Origin of the sequence: Phenylobacterium sp. (assembly GCF_031984885.1) — a bacterium.
Lineage (GTDB): Bacteria > Pseudomonadota > Alphaproteobacteria > Caulobacterales > Caulobacteraceae > Phenylobacterium.
In genome coordinates this window covers 1-14,202 of the sequence record NZ_DAMABV010000010.1, presented here as the reverse complement: position 1 = coordinate 14,202, position 14,202 = coordinate 1, and the positions used below count along the sequence as shown (strand labels likewise).

Sequence of the window (14,202 nt, the reverse complement as noted above, 5' to 3'; positions counted from 1 at the left end):
GGCTCAACCCCTCTTTTCAGGCGAAGCCGCGGCGCCGGCCGGCGCGTTGGCGGGATGCGAAAGCACAGGTTCGCTGATCGATTCCGGAACCGGAAGCGGGGTCTCGGTGAGGCCCAGGACCGGCAGGACGACCAGGAAGTAGGCGAAGTAGTACAGGGTGGCGATCCGCGACAGCCACACGAACGAGTTCAGGTCGGCGTCCAGCAGCTTGAAGGTCGACAGGTGCGGGATGACGTGGTCGTCCGGCAGCTGACCGCCGCAGTAGCCCAGCACCAGGCAGGCCAGCAGGAAGATGAAGAAGTACAGCTTCGCCGTCGGCCGGTAGCGCATGGAGCGCACCTTGGAGGTGTCGAGCCAGGGCAGGACGAACATCACCGCGATGGCGCCGAACATCAGCAGCACGCCGCCGAGCTTGTCGGGAACCGCGCGCAGGATCGCGTAGAACGGCAGGAAGTACCATTCCGGAACGATGTGCGCCGGGGTCACCAGCGGGTTGCCTGGGATGTAGTTGTCGGCGTGGCCGAGCGCGTTCGGATTGTAGAACACGAAGGTCGCGAACAGGATCAGGAACACCACGATCGCGAAGCCGTCCTTCACCGTGTAGTACGGATGGAAGGGAACGGTGTCTTCCTTCGACTTCACGTTCACGCCGGTCGGGTTGTTGTTGCCCGGGACGTGCAGCGCCCAGATGTGCAGGCCCACGACGCCCGCGATCATGAACGGCAGCAGGTAGTGCAGCGAGAAGAAGCGGTTCAGCGTCGGGTTGTCGACCGCGAAGCCGCCCCACAGCCAGGTGGTGATCGCCTCGCCCACGACCGGCAGCGCGCCGAACAGGTTGGTGATCACGACGGCGCCGTGGAAGGACATCTGGCCCCAGGGCAGCACGTAGCCCATGAAGGCGGTGGCCATCATCAGCAGGTAGATCACGCAGCCCAGGATCCACAGCACCTCGCGGGGCGCCTTGTAGGATCCGTAGTAGAGGCCGCGGAACATGTGGATGTAGACCGCGATGAAGAACATCGAGGCGCCGTTGGCGTGCATGTAGCGGATCAGCCAACCGTAGTTGACGTCGCGCATGATGCGCTCGACCGAGGCGAAGGCGTGGTCGACGTGCGGCACGTAGTGCATGGCCAGCACGATGCCGGTGACCAACTGGATGCCCAGGCAGACCGCCAGGATGCCGCCGAAGGTCCACCAGTAGTTCAGGTTCTTCGGGGTCGGGAAGTCGATGATCGAGTCATACGCCAGGCGCACGACGGGAAGACGGGTGTCGAGCCAGCGCTCGATGCCGGTCTTGGGTTCGTAGTTCGAATGTCCGCTCATCTGGGTCAGCCCACCTTGACCTTGGTGTCGGAAAGGAAGGTGTAGTCGGGCACCGCCAGGTTCTTCGGCGCCGGCCCCTTACGGATGCGGCCCGACACGTCGTAGTGCGAGCCGTGGCACGGGCAGAACCAGCCGCCGTAGTCGCCGCCGCCGAACGTCGGCACGCAGCCGAGGTGCGTGCAGGTGCCGACCAGCACGAGCCATTGGGCCTTGCCCGGCTTGTGACGGTCTTCGTCCTTCTGCGGATCGGGCATGCTCTCGCCGTCATCCTTGATGGCCTTGGCGATCTCCGCGCCAGTCCGATTGCGGATGAACAGCGGCTTGCCCCGCCACTTGATGGTGACCTGCTGGCCTTCCTCGACCTTGGTCAGGTCGAACTCGACCGAAGCCAGAGCCAGCGTATCGCCGGACGGATTCATCTGGTCGATGAACGGCCAGGCGAGGCCTGCGACAGCGCCGCCGGCCGCGACCGCCGCCGCAATATGAATGAAATCACGCCGGTTCGGGTCGTCGCCCGCGGCATGGGTATCGGGATTTGCGCCCGCGACGGTGTCGGCCACCTTAAAGCTACCCTTCGTTTGGGGCCGCGGACTGCGACCCGTCAGACCCCTACGGATAATTCCGGAGCGATCCTGCCTTCGACCCCCGCCAGCGGTTCTGGTAAGGGCCACCGGAACTAAACGCTGGCGCCGGGCAAACCCGCGGAAGGCTTGTGGAATGCGTCTCGCAGCCCACCTTCCGTGATTCGCCCCTGGCCCCGGCTAATCCCGTGGCTGGACCGCTTAGAATGCTGCTCGCGCTTTTTCAACCGGACATTCCGCAAAACCTTGGCGCGGCCCTTCGTCTCGGGGCCTGTATGGGGGTCCCCGTGCACGTCATCGAGCCTTGTGGCTTCCCGCTTTCGGACAAGGCGATCCGCCGTGCGGCCATGGATTACGGACAGCCGGCCGATGTCGTGCGCCATGCCGGCTGGAGCGATTTTCACGCCGCCAGGGGCCAGGGCCGAATAGTGCTGTTTTCCACTAAGGCCGCGCAGCCATTGCACGATTTCGCCTTCCGGCCCGACGATATCCTGCTGTTCGGGCGCGAGAGCCTGGGCGTTCCCGACGACGTTCACGACGCCGCCGACGCCCGCGTCTTCATCCCCCTCACCCCCGGCCGGCGTTCGCTGAACGTCACGGTGTCGGCCGCCATCGGACTTTCCGAGGCGTTGCGCCAGACCGGTCAATTTCCTACTCCCGCCAAAATTTCCTAACTGCGGTACGCCATGACCAATATTTCTCCCGAGATCGACGCCCGGCGCGGCCGCGCCAAGGAATGGTTCGAAAGCCTGCAGACCCGGATCTGCGCCGAGCTTGAGCGGCTGGAGGACGAGGCCCCCGCCGATCTCTATCCCGGCGAGCCCGGCAAGTTCGACATGCGCCCCTGGACCCGCGAGACCGGGGTCGGCGGCGGCGTTGGCGGCCACCTGAAGGGCCGGCTGTTCGAAAAGGCCGGCGTCCACACCTCCGCCGCCCTGGCCCGCTTCTCGCCCGAGATGGCCGCCCAGATGCCCGGCGCCGACAAGGACCCGACCTACGTCTCGGCCAGCATCAGCCTGATCGTGCACCCGCGCTCGCCGCGCGTGCCGACCGTGCACATGAACACCCGCTTCCTGTCGACGGCCGAGAGCTGGTTCGGCGGCGGCGCCGACCTGACGCCGATGCTGGACGCCCAGCGCAGCCAGGAGGCCGACGACGCCAGACTGTTCCATGCGGCCATGAAGCAGGCCTGCGACGCCTTCGATCCCGACTGGCACGCCAAATACAAGGCCTGGTGCGACGAGTATTTCTTCCTGCCGCACCGGGGCGAGCCGCGCGGCGTCGGCGGCATCTTCTACGACCGTCACAACAGCGGCGACTTCGAGAAGGACTTCGCCTTCACCCGCGCCGTCGGCGACGCCTTCCTCGACGTCTATCCCAAGATCGTCCGCCACCGCATGGACGAGCCCTGGACCGAGGCCGACCGCCAGGAACAACTGGTCCGCCGCGGCCGCTACGTCGAGTTCAACCTGCTCTACGACCGTGGAACCATGTTCGGCCTCAAGGCCGGCGGCAACATCGAGACCATCCTGTCCTCGATGCCGCCGATGGTCGCCTGGACCTGACCCCCCACCCGCTGTCATCCCGGTTTGCGCAGCAAGACCGGGACCCATGAACACCAGATGGAGGGGAGGTCTCGCCGACCTCGCCCCATCTTGCGTTCCAGGCGCGGGATGACACGTCGGGTCACGCCGTCTCGATGAACCGCTGCAGCCAGGCGCCGACCCGCAGGCGGTCGTCGGGCTGCTCGTAGCTCATCACCGCCCGGTCGGCCTCCTCGTGGGTCAGCCGCGTCCCGCGCCGGGTCTCGATCAGCGCCTTGGCGTAGTCGGGCTCGAACTCCGGATGAAGCTGGATCGAGACCGCCCGCGCCGCGCCATAGTCCAGCATGCCGACCGGGCAGAAGTCGTTGCCGCCGACCACCCTGGCGCCGGGCGGCGCCTCGACCACCTGGTCCTGGTGCGAGCCGGGCACGGCGATCGGCTCGGCGCTGTCCATCCAGCCGCGCGCCTCGCCCAGCCGGTAGCGCTGCAGCCCCAGGCCCCAGCCGTTCGGCGACTTCACCACCTTGCCGCCGAAGGCCTGGGCCATGACCTGGTGGCCGAAACAGACCCCGACCAGCGGCGCCTGGCCCCTGGCGGCGCGCAGGAAGTCCTCCAGCGGCGCGATCCACGGCTCGGGATCATAGACGCCGGCCGACGAGCCGGTGACCAGCCAGGCCCCGCAGTCGTCGACTCCGGAGGGCAGTTCGCCCGCCGCCACGTCGAACACCGCATAGTCATAGGCGCCCTCGCCGAACAGCCGCCGGAACATCGCCGGATAGCCGCCATAGCGCCCGCGGATCTCCTCCGGCGGCGCGCCGGTCTCCAGGATGCCGAGTTTCATCATCACGTCCCCAGCCCTTGCCCAGATGCTCCCCCTCTGGGGGAGCTGTCAGCCGCATGGCTGACTGAGGGGGACTTGGACTCTCTTCAGCTTGAGAGCGGTCCCCCTCCGTCTCGATGCTGCGCATCGATCCACCTCCCCCAAGAGGGGAGGATCTAGCGTTTCAATACGCCATGCCCTGCGCCACGGCCTTCAGCTTCTCGATGGCCGAGAACTTGTCGTCGATGAAGTCGTGGTCGATCCACCAGTCCTCGACCTCGCGCAGCACCTGGCCGACCATCGGCCCCTTGGGCACGCCCGACTTGATCACGTCCTCGCCGCTCAGCGGGAACGGCGGCGGGGTCCAGCTCTCGGCCAGGGCCAGCAGGCCGCGCCACTGGTGCGTCGCCGCCGAGCGCTCCGAGCGCGCCCAGGCCAGCTTGATGCGGTCGCTGAAGGTCTGCACCCCGATCCGGTAGACCGCCCGCCGGCTCTCGCGCGGGCTCATCCACGAGGTGATGCGCGGGGTCCTGCCCATCGCCGCCACCAGCCGGTCGCGTTGGTCGTTCGACAGCCGTAGGGCCTCGGCCGCCTGGCCGGCCCCGATCTCGTTGTTCGGCAGCAGGGTCGCCAGCCGCAGCAGCGGGTCGCAGCCGAAAAGCTGCTCGGTCTCCACCTCGACCAACCGCTCGAAGGCCGTCAGGTCGCTGGCCGAGGGCAGCAGATCGGTCAGCACCCCGGTCCTGGCCATCAAGGCCACGGCCGGGCGCGGATCATAGGCCGCCAGCAGCTTCAGCAGTTCCTTGGCCACCCGCTCGGCCGCCAGGTTGGCCATCAGCCCCCGGCCCGCCTCGCAGGCCGCCAGCGCCGCGGCGTCCGGCTCGCCCTTGCCGTACCAGGCCAGGAACCGGAAGAAGCGCAGGATGCGCAGGCTGTCCTCGGCGATCCGCGTCGCCGGGTCGCCCACGAACACCAGCCGCCCGGCCTTGGCGTCGGCGACGCCGCTGCCGGTCGGATCGGTCAGGTTCCCCTCGCGGTCGGCATAGACCGCGTTCATCGTGAAGTCGCGGCGCTGGGCGTCCTCGGCCCAGTCCGTGGTGAACGCCACCACCGCGCGGCGCCCGTAGGTCTCGACGTCGCGGCGCAGGGTCGTCACCTCGAACGGCGCCCCGCCGACGATCGCCGTCACCGTGCCGTGGTCGACCCCGGTCGGCGCCACCTTGATCCCCGCGCCCCGCAGCGCCTTGGTCGCCTCCTCGGGGGTCAGGGTGCAGGCGATGTCGACGTCGTCCACCGGCTGGCCCAGCAGGGCGTTGCGCACCGCGCCGCCGACGAAGCGCGCGCAGCCGGGGCCTCCGGCCGCTTCCAGCGCCTCCATCACCGGGGCGGCGGGGGTCATCCAGGGCTTCTGGCCGATGCTCTGCGTCACTTTACGGGCGCCTTTTTCTCGAAATGCCCCGGCGACACCTGGCCGCCGGCCTCCACTTCCGCAGGAACATAGGTTTCCCCGCGGTTGTCGCCATGGAAAAGCGCGGTCGCCAGCAGCGAAACCGCCAGCAGGCCCCCGGCGATGGCCACCAGCCAGGTCCAGGGCGTCGAGCCCATCGGCCGTCCCGTGCGCCGGGCGACCTCGCGCCAGATGAACCAGATGACGAACGGCGCCGCCATCAGCAGCAGTCGCGGGGCCAGTTCCCTAAGCAACCGCCGCTCCATACAGCCGGTCGTAGAGCGCCCGCAGCATCCCCGCCGTCGCGCCCCAGATGAAGCGATCCTCGTGGGTCATGGCATAGAAACGGCGAAGCTGCCCGTCGGGTCCCTGGCGCTCGTGCTGTTCGTGATTGGCCGGGTCCATCAGGAACCCGAACGGCGTCTCGAAGATGTCGGCCACCTCGGCCGGGTTCGGCCTCAGCGAGAAGCCCGGCTGGATGAACCCCACCACCGGCGTCACCAGGAACCCCGTCCCGGTGCGGTAGGGCGAGGACAGCCCCGCCAGCGACACGTAGTCGGGCGCCAGGCCCACCTCCTCGTGCGCCTCGCGCAGGGCCGTGACCGGGCTGGTCTCGCCCGGGTCGCGCCGCCCGCCCGGCAGCGCGATCTGGCCGGTATGGCTGCGCAGGGTGTCGGCCCGCCGGGTCAGCAGCACCGAATAGCCATGCGGCCGCTCGATCAGCCCGACCAGCACCGCCGCGGGCTTGAGGCTCACCGGCTCGTTGGGAAAGGCGTTGGGGCCGAGGTCGAAGTCCGAGGCCGCCGCGCTGGGCGGCTCGGCGTCCAGCGGGTCGAGGTGCCCGGAGATCCACTCCCGCAGCTCCGCCGGCTTGGCGCTCGGGCTCACAGTTGGTGGGCTCCGGCCGGGCCGACCGGGAACCAGGCCCCGTTCGATTCGACCTCCAGGCGCGGCCCCTCGGGGGTATCGCGCTCCTGCGCCAGCTCGACCAGCTCGTAGAACACCGGCCGGGCGATCAGCGCCTCCAGCCCGCGCCGCACGTGCAGATAGGGCCGCGGCTCGCCGGTCCTGGCGTCCATCTCGACCCGGATCTCGTTCTCCGGCCCGGCGACCACCTCGTCGCCGACATTGGTCAGGAACTTCAGCCCCTCGCCCTCGCGGTCCACCCGCGTGGCGATGAACGGCGCGTCCTCGACCGTGATCTTCATCTTCTCCACCGGCGTCACCAGGTGGAAGCCGTCGGGATCCTTGCGCAGCACGGTGGAGAACAGCCGCACCAGCGCCTCGCGCCCGATGGGACTGCCCTCGTGGAACCAGGTCCCGTCCTTGCGGATCACGATGTCGATCTCGCCGCAGTGGGCGGGGTTCCACAGGTGCACCGGCGGCAAGCCGCGACCAGGCGCCTGCTTGGCCGCTGCGATCACGCCCTCGAGGCCGGGCTTGGTTGTCGTCTCTCCCATGCAGCAAAGGTAAGGACCCGCGCGCCTCGCCTCAACGGGGTTCTTCCAAAAGCGGCGCGCCCTCGACATCGCCGTTCCATTCGCCGCAAGGTGGCGGGCCCGCCCAAGGACAAGCCCATGACCCCGCCCCAGCCCTCAACCGCGTCCGCGGAGATCGACGCCCGCATCGCCGCGCTCGGCAACTGGCGCGGCGAAACCCTCGCCCGCGTCCGCGCCCTGATCCACCAGGCCGTCCCCGAGGTGGTCGAGGAGGTGAAGTGGCGCGGCACCCCGGTCTGGTCGCATGACGGCATCATCTGCACCGGCGAGACCTACAAGGCCTACGTCAAGCTCACCTTCGCCAAGGGCGCGGCCCTGGACGATCCCGCCGGCCTCTTCAACTCCAGCCTCGAGGGCAATGTCCGCCGCGCCATCGACATCCCGCAGGGCGCGGCCCTGGACGAAGCGGCCTTCAAGGCCCTGGTGCAGGCCGCCGCCGCGCTCAACAGCGCCGCGAAGAAAAAGAAGAAAGCCTGAGCGGCGGTCCTTAGCCCGCCCGCCGCCAGACCTGCGCATTCGCCTCGGCGAACGCCTCGAAGGTGGTCGGCCGGGCGCCGGTCAGGACGCTGTAGACGTCCGTCGTCTGGGCGTGGGCGCCGGCGGCGATGGTCTCGTAGCCGGCCGCCAGGAACCTGGCCGTCAGTTCGGGCAGGCCGCGCTTCAGGAAGCGGGCGACCAGCTCCTCGGTCGAGATGCGGGCGTGCGAGATCGCGCGGCCGCAGGCCTCTCTGATCCGTTCGGCGACCTGGTCATACGAGATCGCCTCGCCGCCGGTGATGACGAACTCCCCGGTCGCTCGACCGGTCAGCAGCGCGAACGCCGCGCGGGCGATGTCATCGGCGCTGATGAACGGCACGCGGCCGTCGCCGGTGTTGGAATAGAACCGGTCCTCGTCGCGGATGGTCGCCAGGTGCGAGCCCTCGGCGAAGTTCTGCATGAAGGCGCTGGGCGCCAGGACCGCCCAGTCGTCGCTGTTGTCCTTCAGCCATTGATGGACCTGGCCGTGGGCCGGGCCGCCGGCCGGCAGCGACGCCATGCCGAGGAACACGAAGCGGCGGGAGCCCTCGCGCGTCGCCACCTTGAGGAACTCGATCATCTTCGAATAGGGATCGTCCACCGTCGGCGGGGCGACCAGATAGACGCTGGCGACGTCTTCCAGCGCCGCGGCCCACGTCTCCGGCGCCGTCCAGTCGAACGCGGGCTCGCCGCCGCGCGTGGCGGCGCGGCAGGGCACGCCCCGATCCTTCAGCAGCCCGACCAGGCTCTTGCCCGTCTTGCCGCTCGCGCCGGTCACCAGCACCTGGCCGCTCATGCCGCGCCGCCCAGGATGAAGGCGTCGACCGCCGCCGACCCGACCTGGGCCTTCAGGCCCTGGATCGGGTTCCAATAGTCCTTGTAGTGGATCATCCGGCCGCCACGCGCGCGGATGACCGAGATGTAGCGCTGGTCGTAGGGCTCATCGACCTTCGGGGCGCGGCCGTGGGCCTCGAACTCGACGATCACCAGCTCCGGGTCGGCGGTCTGGTGGACGACCACGTTGTCGACGGTGTCGACGCTCACCGCCCCGGCCACGGTCATCAGATAGGCGACGACGGCCTCGCGGCCCTCGATCCGCGGCTGCATGCCGGGGCGGGCGTAAGGGAACTCCATGACGAAGTCCTCGGCCATCATCTCGATGAAGTTCCCTGCCGACGGGTCGATACGCTCGCCGAGCGCGTCCTTCAGGATGCTGACAAAGGTTGGCTTGGTCTCGGTCACGGGATAATTCTCCGTCGATGGAACAGGATCGTCTCGACGAGATAGCCTCCGATCCGTCGGAACGCAACAGTTCCGTCGCGACGCCGAGCGGGGCTGCGGTGAAGCGGCCGCAGATCACCGACGCCCTGGCGCGGACGTTCTTCGAGGAATGGGCGCGGGTCGGCTACAGCGCGCTCAGCCTCGACGCCGTGGCGAAAAAGGCCGGGGTCGGCAAGGCGGCGCTCTATCGCCGCTGGCGGTCCAAGGCCGACATGGCGCAGGACCTGGTCTCGCAACTGACGGCCACCGTGCCCGGGCGCATCGAGTCCGGCGATCGCGGATCGCTGGAGGCCGATCTCTACGCCATGGGCCTGGCCGGCCGGCGGCTGATGCGCCATCCGATGGTGCGCCGGATCATGGCCGACCTCTATGCCAGCATGGAGCGCGAGCCGGCCCTGGCCGCGGCGCTGCGGCCCAGCGAGGCGGCGAGCGGGAAGAAGGTCGCCACCTTGGTCGACCGCGCCGTGGCCCGCGGCGAGCTGCCCGCCGATGTCGACCGCCGGCTGGCGACCGACTTCCTGATCGGGCCGCTCTACTGGCGCCTGGTCGTGCTGGGCCAGCGCTGCACCCGCCAGCAGCTCAAGGCGCTGGCGCGGATGACGGCGGCGGCGTTCCGCGCGGGCTGACGCGCCGCGCTCAGGCCGTGACCGGCCCGGCCAGCACGTCCGCGCCGCACGCCAGCACCCGGCGCTGGTCCACCGGCCCAGGCATCCGCACGCCCTTGCACGGCGCGGCCGCGAAGCCGAAGCGGCCGAAATAGGGCTCGTCCCCGACCAGCAGCACCGGATAGCCGGCCGCCCGCGCCGCGGCGCAGGCCCGCGCCACCAGCTCGCCGCCGGTCCCGAACTTGCGGCCCTCGGCGCGCACGGCCAGCGGGCCGAGGAAGATCGCGGGCGTCCCGCCCACATGCACCTTCCACATCCGCACCGAGCCGACCAGCCGGCCCTGGTCCCAGGCGCAGAACGACATCTCGGGGCGGAACTCGGCGAACTCGCGCACGCGCTCGGACGACTTCACGAAGCGGGCGGGCCCGAAGGCGTGGTCCAGCAGCGCCTCGATGGCGTCGGCGTCGGCGGGTTGTTCCTGGGTGAAGGCGAGGGCCTGTTCGGCGGGATCGATCATGAACGTCTTTGCGGGCGGAAGGCGACGGGGGGCGCCGCCATGCGCGCAACGGCGCCGGCGAGCGGGACTCTAGCTGGCGCGGCGGGCGCGCCCGGTTCGTCGCTGGCGTCGCATGGACGTCTTCCGGATCGTTCACGGGAAGCGCGGCGCATAAGGCCATGAGCGTCCCGCGTCAATCGCGCGTTGCGGCGCAGGTCCGGACGGGCCAAGTTGCGCGGCCTTAAGTTCCCGAGTGCGCCAGTCCCGAGCTCGCATGTCCGACCCGACCGAAGCTGTCGATCAGCCCTCCACCGCCCGCGAGTTGCTGGCCCACCGCGACTACATGCTGTTCTGGTCGACGCGCGTGGCCTCGACGCTCGGCGTGCAGATCCAGAGCGTGGCCCTCGGCTGGCAGGTCTACGCCGTCGCGCGCCAGACCCACAGCGTCGCCCAGTCGGCCTTCTATGTCGGCATGATCGGGCTGGTGACCTTCATTCCGGTGCTGCTGCTGGCGCTCTCGGCCGGCGAGGCCGCCGACCGCTACGACCGCAAGCGCATCCTCCAGCTCTGCTACGCCGGCGAGATCGCCTCGGTGCTGCTGCTGCTGGCCGCCAGCCTGTTCGGCTTCGCCACCATCCCGCTGCTGCTGGGCGTGGCCGTGCTGTTCGGGACCAGCCGCGCCTTCATGGGCCCGGCCGGCACCGCCATGGGGCCGATGCTGGTGCCGCGCAGCCTGCTGCCGCGCGCCATCGCCTGGAACTCGCTGGCCTGGCAGGGCGGCTCGATCATCGGCCCGGCCCTGGGCGGGGCGCTGGTCTCGATCTCGCCGGCCGTGGCCTACGGCGCGACCAGCGGCCTCTACCTGATCGCCGTGCTCACCGTCTCGCTGATCGCCATGAACACCAGGCCGATGGCCCAGGCCGGCTCGCGCTGGACGCTGATCAAGGAGGGCCTGGGCTACGTCTGGCGCAACAAGATCGTCTTCGGGGCGATCTCGCTGGACCTGTTCGCCGTGCTGCTGGGCGGGGCCACCGCCCTCTTGCCGGTCTATGCGCGCGACATCCTGCACGTCGGGGCCGAGGGCTTCGGCATGCTGCGCGCGGGACCCGCCATCGGCGCGACCCTGGTGGCCATGTGGCTGGCGGCCAATCCGATCCGCGCCAAGGCCGGGCCGATCATGTTCGTCGGCGTCGCCGTCTTCGCGCTCGCCACCATCGTCTTCGGCCTCTCGCAGACCTTCTGGCTGTCGGTCGTGGCCCTGGCCGTGCTGGGCGGCGCCGACATGCTCAGCGTCTATGTGCGCCAGACCCTGGTGCAGATCGTCACCCCCGACCAGATGCGCGGCCGGGTGGCGGCGGTGTCCTCGCTGTTCATCGGCGCGTCCAACGAATTGGGCGAGTTCCGCACCGGCGTCGCCGCCCGCTTCATGGGCGCGGTCGGGGCCGCGGTCTCGGGCGGCGTGGCGGCCCTGATCGTCACCGGCGTCTGGGCCAGGCTGTTTCCCGCCTTGCGCAAGGCCGACCGGCTCGAATAACAAACACGGTATTCTTTTAGGGAGATAGGTTTGATGGGTGCTCTTTCAGGCAAGGTTGTACTGGTCACCGGCGGCGGCAACGGCATTGGCCGTGATTGCGCGCTGATCGCCGCTCAGGAAGGCGCGAAGGTCGTCGTCAACGACCTCGGCGGCGGTCTCGCCGGCGGCGACGAAGGCTCGGCAGGTCCGGCCGAACAGGTCGCGGCCGAAATCCGCGCCGCGGGCGGCGAGGCGGTGTCCAACTCCGACAGCGTCACCGACCTCGACGCCGTCTACGGCATGGTCGAGCAGGCCAAGAAGGAATTCGGCGGCCTGCACGCGGTCATCAATCCGGCCGGCATCCTGCGCGACGTGATGTTCCACAAGATGACCGAAGCCGAGTGGGACGCGGTCATCGCCGTCCACATGCGCGGCTCGTTCAACGTCGCCCGCGCCACCATCGAGCTGTTCCGCGAACAGAACGACGGCGCCTACATGTTCTTCACCTCGACCTCGGGCCTGCTGGGCAACATCGGCCAGGCCAACTACGGCGCGGCCAAGATGGGCATCGCCGGCCTGTCGCGGATCATCGCCATGGAAGGCGCGCGCAACAACGTGCGCTCCAACTGCCTGGCGCCGGTCGCCTGGACCCGCATGACCCAGTCGGTGCCGGTGAAGGACGAAGCCGCCGCCGCCCGCCGCGCCGTCATGGCCGAGAAGATCCGCGCCGACCAGCCGGCCCGCTTCTCGGTGGCCATGGTCACCCCGGCCGCGGCCCACGTCTCGGGCCAGATCTTCGGCGCCTCGGGCGAGAACATCATCCTCTACAGCCAGCCGCGTCCGGTCGAGACCGTGACCAAGGAAGAAGGCTGGACCGTGGACACCATCATCTCGGAAGCCATTCCGAAGATGGAAGCCAAGTTCACCCCGCTCTCGCGCCCGCCGCTGGCGAGCCAGGGCGGCGGCGACGCGGCCCCGGCCAAGGCCGGCTGATCGGCCCGATAGGCTGAACTGCAGACGGCGGCTCCCTCGGGAGCCGCCGTTTTGCTGTCTCGAACGTTCCTCCCCGCCGGGAGAGGGCGATCGCCTATGGATTTTCCATGGTTCGTCATGGCCGGGCCGCCCGGCCATCCATAGACGCTGAGCTCCGCCGGGAATCCCTGGCGCGTATGCATCCGCGGCCGGGGATCGGAGGAAAGGGACGCAACCCTACAGCCGGTGCGTCCGCACCCACTCCTCGCGGCTCAGCTCCCAGTACAGCGAGCGCCGCGTGGTCCCGTCGGGCCGCACGCTGTCGATCTCGCCCAGCCGCCGAAAGCCCGCCGCGTCGATCGAGGCGGCCGAGCGCACATTGTCCAGCGCCGCGGTCAGCGCGATCAGCCGCACGCCCAGGTGCTCGAACATGAAGGCGATCGAGCGCGCCACGCCCGCCTTGCCGCTGTGCGAGTTCTGCAGGTCCGCGCGCCGCGCCCCGGCGATCTCCGCCGCCGAGCGGTCCGGCCAGACCGTGAACCTTGAATAGCCGGCGACCTCGCCCGCCTCGTCCAGGGTCACGGTCAGCAGGCATTCGCCCTTCCGGCGCAGCGCCTCGCTCTCCTCGACCCAGCGCGCGACGTTCGCCTCGTTGATCGGCCGCGGCAGGTCGTAGATCGGGTCGGAGACCCGCGGGTCGGCCAGCAGCGCCGTCAGCCCGGCCACATGCTGCGACCCGGCGACGACCAGGCCCTCGCCCCCGGCCCCGCGCACCGCCGCGCGGATCGCGGCCTCTTCCTCGGGCGTGACCTGCAACACCGTCTTGGGCGGCGCACTCATCGCGTTTCCTCCTCTGCCGCCGGTTGGCCCGGCCTTTGCTCCAGGTTAGCCCAGTCAGGGAGCGTTCGCATGCAAGCCGGCATTTCCAGCCTCATGGGCGGCCTTTTCTCTACCGATCCGCTGAGCAAGATCGGCCAGGTCGGCAAGACCGACTCGGCAAAACCCTCCGCCGCGGCCGAGGCCGCGCGCAAGGCCGAGCTTTCAAAGTCCACCCAGCGCGCCCTGCTCGACGAGATCCGCGAGAAGGGCATCTACGCCTGGGCCCAGGAGCAGAAGCTCGAGAAGCTGAAGGAAAAGATCGAGGCCGAGGTCAAAGCCGCCAACCCCGACGCCGACCCCGCCGCCATCGAGAGCGAGGTCGCCCGCCTCGTGAAGGACGCCATGGAACAGGCGCTCAAGACCGAAGCCGCCGAAGCCGCCAAGCGCGGCGAACCGGCCAAGCCGATGATCATCGACATCTCGGTCTGACGCGCCCGCCCGCGCCGTCCCCCACCCCAACGTGTCATCAAGTCAGTTGAGCTTTTGGGGCGGGGCCGCGCCTCATTCGTCAGGCACGGCGCGAATGGGTCCCGGTCTTGCTCCGCAAACCGGGATGACACCCATTCTCCCAGGCGGACTCATCAGGACTATCGCCCTCCGATCGTCATCCCCGGCCGCGCAGGCGTGCCGGAGATCCATATCCACAGCCTCACGCCGTCCCCCACCCCAACGTGTCATCAAGTCAGTTGAGTTTTTGGGGCTGTTAGGTCTCTGAGGACGGCGTTT

At 69.4% G+C, this 14,202-nt stretch carries 18 protein-coding genes; 7 read left to right on the top strand and 11 right to left on the bottom strand.

Annotated elements, in window-relative coordinates; translation table 11 throughout:
* Positions 1-3: 3 nt before the first annotated feature.
* Positions 4-1,323: a cytochrome b/b6 gene (locus RTL41_RS15030; RefSeq protein WP_312165843.1), complete on the bottom strand. Its 1,320-nt coding sequence runs from the start codon at positions 1,321-1,323 to the stop codon at positions 4-6.
* A 5-nt stretch (positions 1,324-1,328) separates the two neighbouring features.
* Positions 1,329-1,883: a ubiquinol-cytochrome c reductase iron-sulfur subunit gene (gene petA / locus RTL41_RS15025; RefSeq protein WP_312165842.1), complete on the bottom strand. Its 555-nt coding sequence runs from the start codon at positions 1,881-1,883 to the stop codon at positions 1,329-1,331.
* A gap of 227 nt (positions 1,884-2,110) precedes the next feature.
* On the opposite strand from petA, the gene RTL41_RS15020 reads away from it, so the two are divergent.
* Together RTL41_RS15020 and hemF are read left to right on the top strand one after the other, a co-directional pair.
* Complete coding sequence (locus tag RTL41_RS15020; protein WP_312165841.1) at positions 2,111-2,578, top strand: tRNA (cytidine(34)-2'-O)-methyltransferase; 468 nt, start codon at positions 2,111-2,113, stop codon at positions 2,576-2,578.
* Between the two features lie 12 nt (positions 2,579-2,590).
* Positions 2,591-3,469: an oxygen-dependent coproporphyrinogen oxidase gene (gene hemF, locus RTL41_RS15015; protein WP_312165840.1), complete on the top strand. Its 879-nt coding sequence runs from the start codon at positions 2,591-2,593 to the stop codon at positions 3,467-3,469.
* Between the two features lie 121 nt (positions 3,470-3,590).
* Here the strand turns inward: hemF and RTL41_RS15010 are convergent, their stop codons facing one another.
* From RTL41_RS15010 to RTL41_RS14990, 5 genes are all read right to left on the bottom strand, one after another.
* Positions 3,591-4,289 (bottom strand): glutamine amidotransferase-related protein, encoded by a 699-nt coding sequence (locus tag RTL41_RS15010; protein ID WP_312165839.1) that lies wholly within the window; start codon positions 4,287-4,289, stop codon positions 3,591-3,593.
* Positions 4,290-4,452: 163 nt separating this feature from the next.
* The gene (locus RTL41_RS15005) at positions 4,453-5,667 is read right to left on the bottom strand and encodes a CCA tRNA nucleotidyltransferase (RefSeq protein ID WP_312165981.1); all 1,215 of its coding nucleotides are present in this window, start codon (positions 5,665-5,667) and stop codon (positions 4,453-4,455) included.
* A gap of 26 nt (positions 5,668-5,693) precedes the next feature.
* Positions 5,694-5,969, bottom strand: a complete 276-nt coding sequence (locus RTL41_RS15000; RefSeq protein WP_312165838.1) for a DUF6111 family protein — start codon at positions 5,967-5,969, stop codon at positions 5,694-5,696.
* Positions 5,962-6,603, bottom strand: a complete 642-nt coding sequence (locus tag RTL41_RS14995; RefSeq protein WP_312165837.1) for a CoA pyrophosphatase — start codon at positions 6,601-6,603, stop codon at positions 5,962-5,964. The genes RTL41_RS15000 and RTL41_RS14995 overlap by 8 nt, the downstream gene beginning before the upstream one ends.
* On the bottom strand, positions 6,600-7,175 hold the full coding sequence (locus tag RTL41_RS14990) for a DUF1285 domain-containing protein (RefSeq protein ID WP_312165836.1): 576 nt from the start codon (positions 7,173-7,175) through the stop codon (positions 6,600-6,602). Before RTL41_RS14990 ends, RTL41_RS14995 begins: the two co-directional genes overlap by 4 nt.
* 117 nt (positions 7,176-7,292) lie before the next feature.
* Between RTL41_RS14990 and RTL41_RS14985 the strand changes: the two genes are divergently transcribed.
* A complete protein-coding gene (locus RTL41_RS14985; RefSeq protein WP_312165835.1) occupies positions 7,293-7,691 on the top strand; it encodes a DUF1801 domain-containing protein in 399 nt (132 codons plus the stop codon).
* 10 nt (positions 7,692-7,701) lie between these two features.
* Here RTL41_RS14985 and RTL41_RS14980 read toward each other — a convergent pair whose 3' ends face one another.
* Positions 7,702-8,526, bottom strand: a complete 825-nt coding sequence (locus RTL41_RS14980) for a hypothetical protein (protein WP_312165834.1) — start codon at positions 8,524-8,526, stop codon at positions 7,702-7,704.
* On the bottom strand, positions 8,523-8,972 hold the full coding sequence (locus RTL41_RS14975; protein WP_312165833.1) for a nuclear transport factor 2 family protein: 450 nt from the start codon (positions 8,970-8,972) through the stop codon (positions 8,523-8,525). The genes RTL41_RS14980 and RTL41_RS14975 overlap by 4 nt, the downstream gene beginning before the upstream one ends.
* A 17-nt stretch (positions 8,973-8,989) precedes the next feature.
* Between RTL41_RS14975 and RTL41_RS14970 the strand changes: the two genes are divergently transcribed.
* Positions 8,990-9,637, top strand: coding sequence for a TetR/AcrR family transcriptional regulator (locus tag RTL41_RS14970; RefSeq protein ID WP_312165832.1), 648 nt, complete (start codon positions 8,990-8,992; stop codon positions 9,635-9,637).
* A gap of 10 nt (positions 9,638-9,647) precedes the next feature.
* On the opposite strand, the gene RTL41_RS14965 is transcribed toward RTL41_RS14970, so the two are convergent.
* Complete coding sequence (locus RTL41_RS14965) at positions 9,648-10,133, bottom strand: N-acetyltransferase (RefSeq protein WP_312165831.1); 486 nt, start codon at positions 10,131-10,133, stop codon at positions 9,648-9,650.
* A gap of 253 nt (positions 10,134-10,386) precedes the next feature.
* Between RTL41_RS14965 and RTL41_RS14960 the strand changes: the two genes are divergently transcribed.
* Both RTL41_RS14960 and RTL41_RS14955 read left to right on the top strand, forming a co-directional pair.
* Positions 10,387-11,646, top strand: a complete 1,260-nt coding sequence (locus tag RTL41_RS14960) for an MFS transporter (RefSeq protein WP_312165830.1) — start codon at positions 10,387-10,389, stop codon at positions 11,644-11,646.
* Between the two features lie 33 nt (positions 11,647-11,679).
* Entirely contained in the window at positions 11,680-12,618 is a 939-nt protein-coding gene (locus RTL41_RS14955; protein WP_312165829.1) for an SDR family NAD(P)-dependent oxidoreductase, read from the top strand.
* 216 nt (positions 12,619-12,834) lie between these two features.
* Here the strand turns inward: RTL41_RS14955 and RTL41_RS14950 are convergent, their stop codons facing one another.
* A complete protein-coding gene (locus RTL41_RS14950) occupies positions 12,835-13,437 on the bottom strand; it encodes a GNAT family protein (protein WP_312165828.1) in 603 nt (200 codons plus the stop codon).
* 69 nt (positions 13,438-13,506) lie between these two features.
* On the opposite strand from RTL41_RS14950, the gene RTL41_RS14945 reads away from it, so the two are divergent.
* Positions 13,507-13,905 carry a hypothetical protein gene (locus tag RTL41_RS14945; RefSeq protein WP_312165827.1) on the top strand — a complete coding sequence of 133 codons (399 nt, stop codon included), beginning with the start codon at positions 13,507-13,509 and terminating at the stop codon, positions 13,903-13,905.
* Positions 13,906-14,202 lie beyond the last annotated feature (297 nt).

Excerpts from the sequence above, each read along its gene's own strand:
- RTL41_RS14950 (WP_312165828.1), bottom strand. The coding sequence starts at position 13,437 with ATGAGTGCGCCGCCCAAGACGGTGTTGCAGGTCACGCCCGAGGAAGAG.
- RTL41_RS14990 (WP_312165836.1), bottom strand. The coding sequence starts at position 7,175 with ATGGGAGAGACGACAACCAAGCCCGGCCTCGAGGGCGTGATCGCAGCG.
- RTL41_RS14945 (WP_312165827.1), top strand. The coding sequence starts at position 13,507 with ATGCAAGCCGGCATTTCCAGCCTCATGGGCGGCCTTTTCTCTACCGAT.
- RTL41_RS14955 (WP_312165829.1), top strand. The coding sequence starts at position 11,680 with ATGGGTGCTCTTTCAGGCAAGGTTGTACTGGTCACCGGCGGCGGCAAC.
- hemF (WP_312165840.1), top strand. The coding sequence starts at position 2,591 with ATGACCAATATTTCTCCCGAGATCGACGCCCGGCGCGGCCGCGCCAAG.
- RTL41_RS15005 (WP_312165981.1), bottom strand. The coding sequence starts at position 5,667 with ATGACCCCCGCCGCCCCGGTGATGGAGGCGCTGGAAGCGGCCGGAGGC.
- RTL41_RS14980 (WP_312165834.1), bottom strand. The coding sequence starts at position 8,526 with ATGAGCGGCCAGGTGCTGGTGACCGGCGCGAGCGGCAAGACGGGCAAG.
- RTL41_RS14960 (WP_312165830.1), top strand. The coding sequence starts at position 10,387 with ATGTCCGACCCGACCGAAGCTGTCGATCAGCCCTCCACCGCCCGCGAG.
- RTL41_RS15010 (WP_312165839.1), bottom strand. The coding sequence starts at position 4,289 with ATGAAACTCGGCATCCTGGAGACCGGCGCGCCGCCGGAGGAGATCCGC.
- RTL41_RS14965 (WP_312165831.1), bottom strand. The coding sequence starts at position 10,133 with ATGATCGATCCCGCCGAACAGGCCCTCGCCTTCACCCAGGAACAACCC.
- RTL41_RS15030 (WP_312165843.1), bottom strand. The coding sequence starts at position 1,323 with ATGAGCGGACATTCGAACTACGAACCCAAGACCGGCATCGAGCGCTGG.
- RTL41_RS14970 (WP_312165832.1), top strand. The coding sequence starts at position 8,990 with ATGGAACAGGATCGTCTCGACGAGATAGCCTCCGATCCGTCGGAACGC.
- RTL41_RS14985 (WP_312165835.1), top strand. The coding sequence starts at position 7,293 with ATGACCCCGCCCCAGCCCTCAACCGCGTCCGCGGAGATCGACGCCCGC.
- RTL41_RS15020 (WP_312165841.1), top strand. The coding sequence starts at position 2,111 with ATGCTGCTCGCGCTTTTTCAACCGGACATTCCGCAAAACCTTGGCGCG.